This window comes from Arthrobacter sp. ISL-65, from assembly GCF_018613795.1.
GTDB lineage: Bacteria > Actinomycetota > Actinomycetes > Actinomycetales > Micrococcaceae > Arthrobacter.
This window is the reverse complement of the sequence record NZ_JAGGPN010000011.1, coordinates 78,575-84,574: the sequence shown is the minus strand read 5'-3', so window position 1 is coordinate 84,574 and position 6,000 is coordinate 78,575. Positions and strand designations below refer to the sequence as shown.

At 65.6% G+C, this 6,000-nt stretch carries 6 protein-coding genes; 2 read left to right on the top strand and 4 right to left on the bottom strand.

The annotated features are described in order from the left end of the window. A partial coding sequence (locus tag J7I85_RS24890) for a phage holin family protein (protein ID WP_308159398.1) occupies window positions 1-146 on the bottom strand: 146 nt, incomplete at its 3' end. Further along, window positions 143-838 (bottom strand): hypothetical protein, encoded by a 696-nt coding sequence (locus tag J7I85_RS24885; protein WP_251023958.1) that lies wholly within the window; start codon window positions 836-838, stop codon window positions 143-145. The genes J7I85_RS24885 and J7I85_RS24890, both read right to left, overlap by 4 nt. A gap of 356 nt (window positions 839-1,194) precedes the next feature. Here J7I85_RS24885 and J7I85_RS05255 point away from each other — a divergent pair, with 356 nt between their 5' ends. Continuing rightward, window positions 1,195-2,019, top strand: a complete 825-nt coding sequence (locus J7I85_RS05255) for a DUF2382 domain-containing protein (RefSeq protein WP_214847586.1) — start codon at window positions 1,195-1,197, stop codon at window positions 2,017-2,019. A 56-nt stretch (window positions 2,020-2,075) separates the two neighbouring features. Here the strand turns inward: J7I85_RS05255 and J7I85_RS05250 are convergent, their stop codons facing one another. Both J7I85_RS05250 and J7I85_RS05245 read right to left on the bottom strand, forming a co-directional pair. After that, entirely contained in the window at window positions 2,076-2,789 is a 714-nt protein-coding gene (locus tag J7I85_RS05250; protein WP_214847584.1) for a hypothetical protein, read from the bottom strand. 121 nt (window positions 2,790-2,910) lie between these two features. After that, window positions 2,911-3,504, bottom strand: a complete 594-nt coding sequence (locus J7I85_RS05245) for a histidine phosphatase family protein (RefSeq protein ID WP_214847582.1) — start codon at window positions 3,502-3,504, stop codon at window positions 2,911-2,913. A gap of 196 nt (window positions 3,505-3,700) precedes the next feature. Here J7I85_RS05245 and katG point away from each other — a divergent pair, with 196 nt between their 5' ends. Beyond that, window positions 3,701-5,995, top strand: a complete 2,295-nt coding sequence (katG, locus tag J7I85_RS05240) for a catalase/peroxidase HPI (protein ID WP_214847580.1) — start codon at window positions 3,701-3,703, stop codon at window positions 5,993-5,995. Window positions 5,996-6,000: the final 5 nt, after the last annotated feature.

Below are 6,000 nucleotides of genomic sequence, written 5' to 3'. Positions count from 1 at the left end.
TTGAGTTCGGCTTTGGCGAGTTCGATTTCCTGCCGGATCAGGGTGGACAGGTCCCGGGTGACCTCGCCGAGGAGGTCACCGAGGGAGGTGGTGTCCGCCTTGGCGTGCGCCTCCGTGGGAGGTGTATCGGGTATCTGGCTGCTCACAGGGGACGACCTCCACCCTGAACATAGGGATCGTCAATGTCCCGCAGCGCTCCGGCCGACGAACCGGTGGGGAGCGACTGCGTGGAAGCGGGTCCCGTTCCCGAGATGCTCGGCTCGCCAAAGGCGGGTTCGCCGAGGCTGGCCTGGTCATAGAAGGGCTCGCCCACGCCAGCCGTGACGGTGTTCTCCGTTGCGGCGAGCCGGGCCGGTCGTGGCGAAGCAGTGCCGGTTGCGGTCGGGGTGTCCGGGGCGCCGGCCTGCAGGCTGCGGCCCAGTCGTCCGGCAAGCATGCCTGCGCCTGCTGCGAGGAGCAGGAAGGTGCCGGGGCGCTGGCGGGCGAAGGACTTCACTTCGCCCAGCAGTGAGCCCGGGTCCCGGTTGTCCAGCCATGACGCGACCGACTCAGAGCGGTCCGCGGCCTGCCGGATCAGGTCCGAGGCCACACCGTGCTGGTCCGGCGCGTCGGCCATCGTGCGCAGCTGCGAGGAGATGGTGCGGATGCCTTCGGCGGCCTTGGCCTGCTGCGTGCCGGCCTGGCTGGTGAGGTCCGATTTTGCCTGGTGCAGCAGATCCTTGGCGCTGTTCTTCGCCTCGTAGGCGACGTTCTTGGCCTCGGACGCGGCCGTCCCGGCCACGTTCTGGGCAGCGCCGGCAGCCTGGCCCGCAACCTTCGCGGCCTCATCCTTGGCCACGTCCTTCTTCGAGGTGTCATCGCCCGGTAGCCGGTGGTCCCTGTGTAGTCGGTGGTGCCCGCGCCGGTGGTGCCCAGGCCGGGAGCGGGCACGCCGGTGCCGTATGCGTTCTCGGTCATCGTTGCTCTCTTTCCTTGAGGATGAAGAACCAGCGGTGCTGGATCGGCAGCAATCCTGATTACCCGGAAATAGTAAGCACACTTGGTATTTCTTCCGCAAGGGCCGGCAGTCATAACGCAGAAAATTAGTAAGCATGCTTGCGAACAGGTTGCTAAGCATGCTTATCTTATTCGGGTGCAGCGTCCTGCAGGGAGGCGCTGCGAACCCCCCAAACATCTGAGATCCAAGGAGACGCCATGCTCACCACGGAAAACATTGATGACCTGCTGCAGCGCAACGGAAACGTCCTTTCTGAAGACGGGGACAAGATCGGGTCAGTGGGCCAGGTCTACGCCGACGACGCCGATGGCCACCCGACCTGGGTGACGGTCAAGACCGGACTGTTCGGCACCTCCGAATCCTTTGTCCCGCTTCAGGGCGCCCGTCTTGAAGGCAACGACATCCTGGTTCCCTACACCAAGGACCAGGTCAAGGACGCGCCAAGGGTGGAAACGGACGGCCACCTTGAGCCTTCGGAAGAGGACCGGCTCTTCGGCCACTACGGCCTCGACGGACACCAGAGCTACACGGACACGGGAACCCGCTGGGACGCAGACTATGCCGGTGCGGGCAATGCCGCCGACACCCGGACCGGGACGGCTGACGCCACCGGGACGGTTGGACGTGACACTTCCGGGCCCACCACCGATGACGCGATGACCCGCTCCGAGGAGCGCCTGAACGTCGGCACGGAAAGGCAGGCCGCCGGGCGTGCCAGGCTTCGCAAGTACGTCACCACGGAGAACGTCACCAAGACCGTTCCGGTCCAGCGCGAAGAGGTTCGGATCGAGCGCGAACCCATCACGGACGCCAACCGGGGTGCCGCCTTGTCCGGGCCGGACATCAGCGAGGAGGAACACGAGGTGACCCTCCATGAGGAGCGCCCAGTGATCGAGAAGGAAACCGTCCCGGTTGAGCGGGTCCGCCTGGACAAGGAAACGGTGACGGGCGAGGTGACCGTCGACGAGGAAGTCCGAAAGGAACGCATCGAAACCGACGGCATCGACGACGCCCGGCGGTAGCAGGAATTCGTGAAAGCCAGGGCCCGCATGCCGGCCCTGGCTTTCACGTTGCTTCCTTACGGCAGGTCAATATTCGTGAGTTCTGACCGTTTGCCGCTTGGTTCCTCGACCAGGACCAGCGAGCTCACCTCGGGGCAGTAGTACTTGTGCTCCCGGGAGTTAAACTCCAGCGGCGTCCAGTCGTCCACCTTCACACAGTCCGTGTAGGTGCCCATGCTCGTTGTAACGGTCTGGCCTGTGGCGATGGTGTCCCGCATATCTTCCGCATGCCCCAGGTAGTACTCCTGCCGGTAGGTGTCGCCCACGCGCTGATCGGCCTTCATCCATATGCCGGCCTTTGCCCCATCCTGCCCGTGGATAAAGCTGCCGGAATGATCCTGCAGTTTGCCGTCCTTGTAGTTATCCACGTCCTCGCCGAAGTACCACACATCGCCGTTCTTGTGCTGTGCCAAGTAGTCCTTGGTCTCCTCGACGAGCTGCCCGTTCTTGAATTCCCTGTCGAGGTAGATGATCGTTTCGACGCCCTCAATGACCCGCTTCTCCGGCAGGATCTCAATTTCGATCCTGTCGCCACCGGTCCCATAGGTCATTTTCTTGCCGACCGGAAGGGCGAAGTACTTATTGGTTATTTTCGTCGTGAAATCCGCCGGGGCGATCTGCGGATTGTAGTCGGCAGCGCTGCTTCTCAAGTTATTGAAGTAAAAAAATGCCGCCCCGCCAGCGGCCAGCAGCAGCACGATGACCCCCAAAAGTATGGTTCGTGGCTTCATATCCGGCCCCACTCCTCGTTGAGTAGAAACTCCTTGCCGGTCCGGAGCGCCTGTACTTGCCCTTCCATAGGAAAAAGGTAGTCCTGTCGGGCCCCCGGGGACAGGGACCGCAGCAATTTTCCTAGCTGCGGGCGGCCTCCACTACCCGTTCGCCGTTGAAGTATTCGAGCTCCCAGCCGTCGACGGCGTGGTGGTGGGCAAGGTTGAGCGCCGCGTTATCGATGCTTGCCAGGGTGCTGCCGATGGCACGGCCGAGGGTCAGGCGGAGGAGCGTGCCGTGGGCGACGACCAAAACGCGGCGTCCGCGGAACTCCTCGGCCAGCGCCTCCAGGGCGGCCAGGCCCCGGGAGCCCGCTTCGTCGTCGCTTTCCGCCCCGCGGAAGCCGCCGGGGATGCGCAGTGCCTCCAGTTCCGGGCCAGCCTGCAGGCCCTCCGCGGGCCCGAAGCTGCGTTCGGTGAGCTCCGGCACATGCCGGGCGACTGTGAGTCCGAGGCCGGCGGCGATCAGGTCTGCGGTTTCCGCCGCACGGCTCAGCGGCGAGGATACGACCGTGTCCCACGCCTGCCCGGACAAGACGGCGACGGCGTCGCGCGCCTGGCCGCGGCCGACGTCGTTCAGCGGAATATCGCTGGATCCCTGCAGCCGGCGCTGCGCATTCCAGTCGGTCTGGCCATGACGGATGAGGGCGAAAGTCGTGAGGGTCATGCCTTCCATTGTGCCCGAGAGGCTCAGGACCTTTCTTATCGGCCCAGGCGTTGGCGGCGCGGAGCGCTTCGGCGATGACCTGGCCCGGCACCTGTAGGGAATCGCGAAGAGGGGCTCTCACCGCGCCACCCGATCATGGTCAAATAGGAGGGTTAGACCGGCTGCCCGAGTCCGACCGCGGCCTCGGCCATATGGAAGGAAGCACATGACCGATCGCCAGGACCATCCTCCGGTTCCCACGCCAGGAAGTGCCCAGGGTCTGGACAGCAAGGTTGAGGGCGGCTGCCCGGTTGCCCCTGACAGCGCGACCTCGCACGGCAGCGAGAGCGAGAACCCGGCGATCGACTCGCCGCAGCCGAAGGCGCACCGGCCCCGGACGAACGCGGACTGGTGGCCGAACCAACTTGATCTCTCGGTGCTCCACGCCAACCACCCTGCAGGCAACCCGCTCGCGCCCGGCTTCAGTTACCGGGAGGAGTTCCAGAAACTCGATGTCGAGGCGGTGAAGCAGGACATCATTCAGGTCCTGACCACCTCGCAGGACTGGTGGCCGGCGGATTTCGGCCACTACGGCGGCCTGATGATCAGGCTGAGCTGGCACGCTGCAGGCACCTACCGCGTCCACGATGGCCGCGGCGGTGCGGGTGAGGGCAGCCAGCGCTTCGCCCCGCTGAACAGCTGGCCGGATAACGCGAACCTGGACAAGGCCCGGCGGCTGCTGTGGCCGGTGAAGCAGAAGCATGGCCAGAAGATCTCGTGGGCCGACCTGCTGGTCCTTGCGGGCAACGTCGCCTTGGAGTCAATGGGCTTCAAGACCTTCGGGTTCGCCTTCGGCCGCGAGGACGTGTGGGAACCCGAGCAGATCTTCTGGGGACCCGAGGACGCCTGGCTGGGCGACGAGCGCTACATCGGCGAAGGTGCCATGGCGGAGGAGGTAGGTTCCACTGAGATGGGCCTGATCTACGTCAACCCCGAGGGCCCGATGGGCAACCCGGATCCCAAGCTCGCTGCGGCGTTTATCCGCGAGACCTTCAAGCGGATGGCGATGAACGACGAGGAGACCTTCGCACTGATCGCCGGCGGGCACACGTTCGGCAAGACCCACGGCGCCGGTGATGCCGACGCGCACGTGGGCCCCGAGCCGGAGGCCGCGAACCTGGAGGAACAGGGTCTGGGCTGGATCAGCACGCACGGCAGCGGCAGGGGAGGCGACACGATCACCTCCGGGCTCGAGGTCACCTGGACCGACCGGCCGACGGAGTGGAGCAACCGCTTCCTGGAGATCCTGTTCGAGTACGAGTGGGAGCTCACCAAGAGCCCGGCGGGCGCCAACCAGTGGGTGGCCAAGGACGCCCCGCAGATCATCCCGGACGCGCACAATCCTGAGAAGAAGCACCGGCCGACTATGCTGACGACGGACCTGTCACTGCGCTTCGACCCGGCCTACGAGGAAATCGGGCGGCGTTTCCTGGAAAACCCGGACGAGTTCGCGCTGGCGTTCGCCAAGGCCTGGTACAAGCTGCTGCACCGCGACATGGGTCCGGTGGGCCCCCACCTGCTCGGACCCTGGGTCCCGGAGCCGCAGCTCTGGCAGGACCCGATCCCGGCGGCGGACCATGAGCTGATCGGCGAACAGGACATCGCGTCCCTCAAGGCCCAGCTCTTGGACTCAGGCCTCTCCGTTTCCCAGCTCGTCACCACGGCGTGGGCCGCGGCTTCCACCTTCCGCAAGACTGACAAGCGCGGCGGCGTCAACGGCGCCCGCATCCGCTTGGAGCCCCAGCGCGGCTGGGAGGTCAACCAGCCCGGGCAGCTGGGGGCCGCGCTGCAGGCGATCGAGGCGGTGCAGCAGCAGTTCAACAGCGGCCAGAACGGTGGCAGGAAGGTCTCGCTTGCGGACCTGATCGTCCTCGGCGGCTGCGCGGCCGTGGAGAAAGCCTCGAGCGACGCGGGCTTCAACATTACTGTGCCGTTCCGGCCAGGCCGGGTGGACGCCTCCCAGGACCAGACCGACGTCGAGTCATTCCAGTACCTGCAGCCGCGGGCGGACGGGTTCCGCAACTACGTGCGCCCCGGCGAGAAGCTGCCGCCTGAGACCCTCCTGCTCGATAAGGCTTACCTGCTGGATCTCTCCGCACCGGAGATGACCGCGCTCATCGGTGGCATGCGTGCGCTCGGCGGCAACGTGGGCGGCTCCGCGCATGGTGTGCTCACCGACCGGCCCCAGGTCCTGACGAACGACTTCTTCGTCAACCTGCTCGCACCGGGCACCCGGTGGAAGGCTTCGGAGGCGGAGGAGAACGTCTACGAGATCAGCGATGTGGCTACGGGCGAGCTGAAGTGGACCGCCACACCGGTCGACCTGGTCTTCGGCTCCAACTCCCAGCTTCGGGCGGTGGCTGAGGTCTACGCGAGCGACGACGCCAGGGAGAAGTTCGTCAACGACTTCGTCGCGGCGTGGGTGAAGGTCATGGAGCTCGACCGTTTCGACCTGCGCTGACCCAG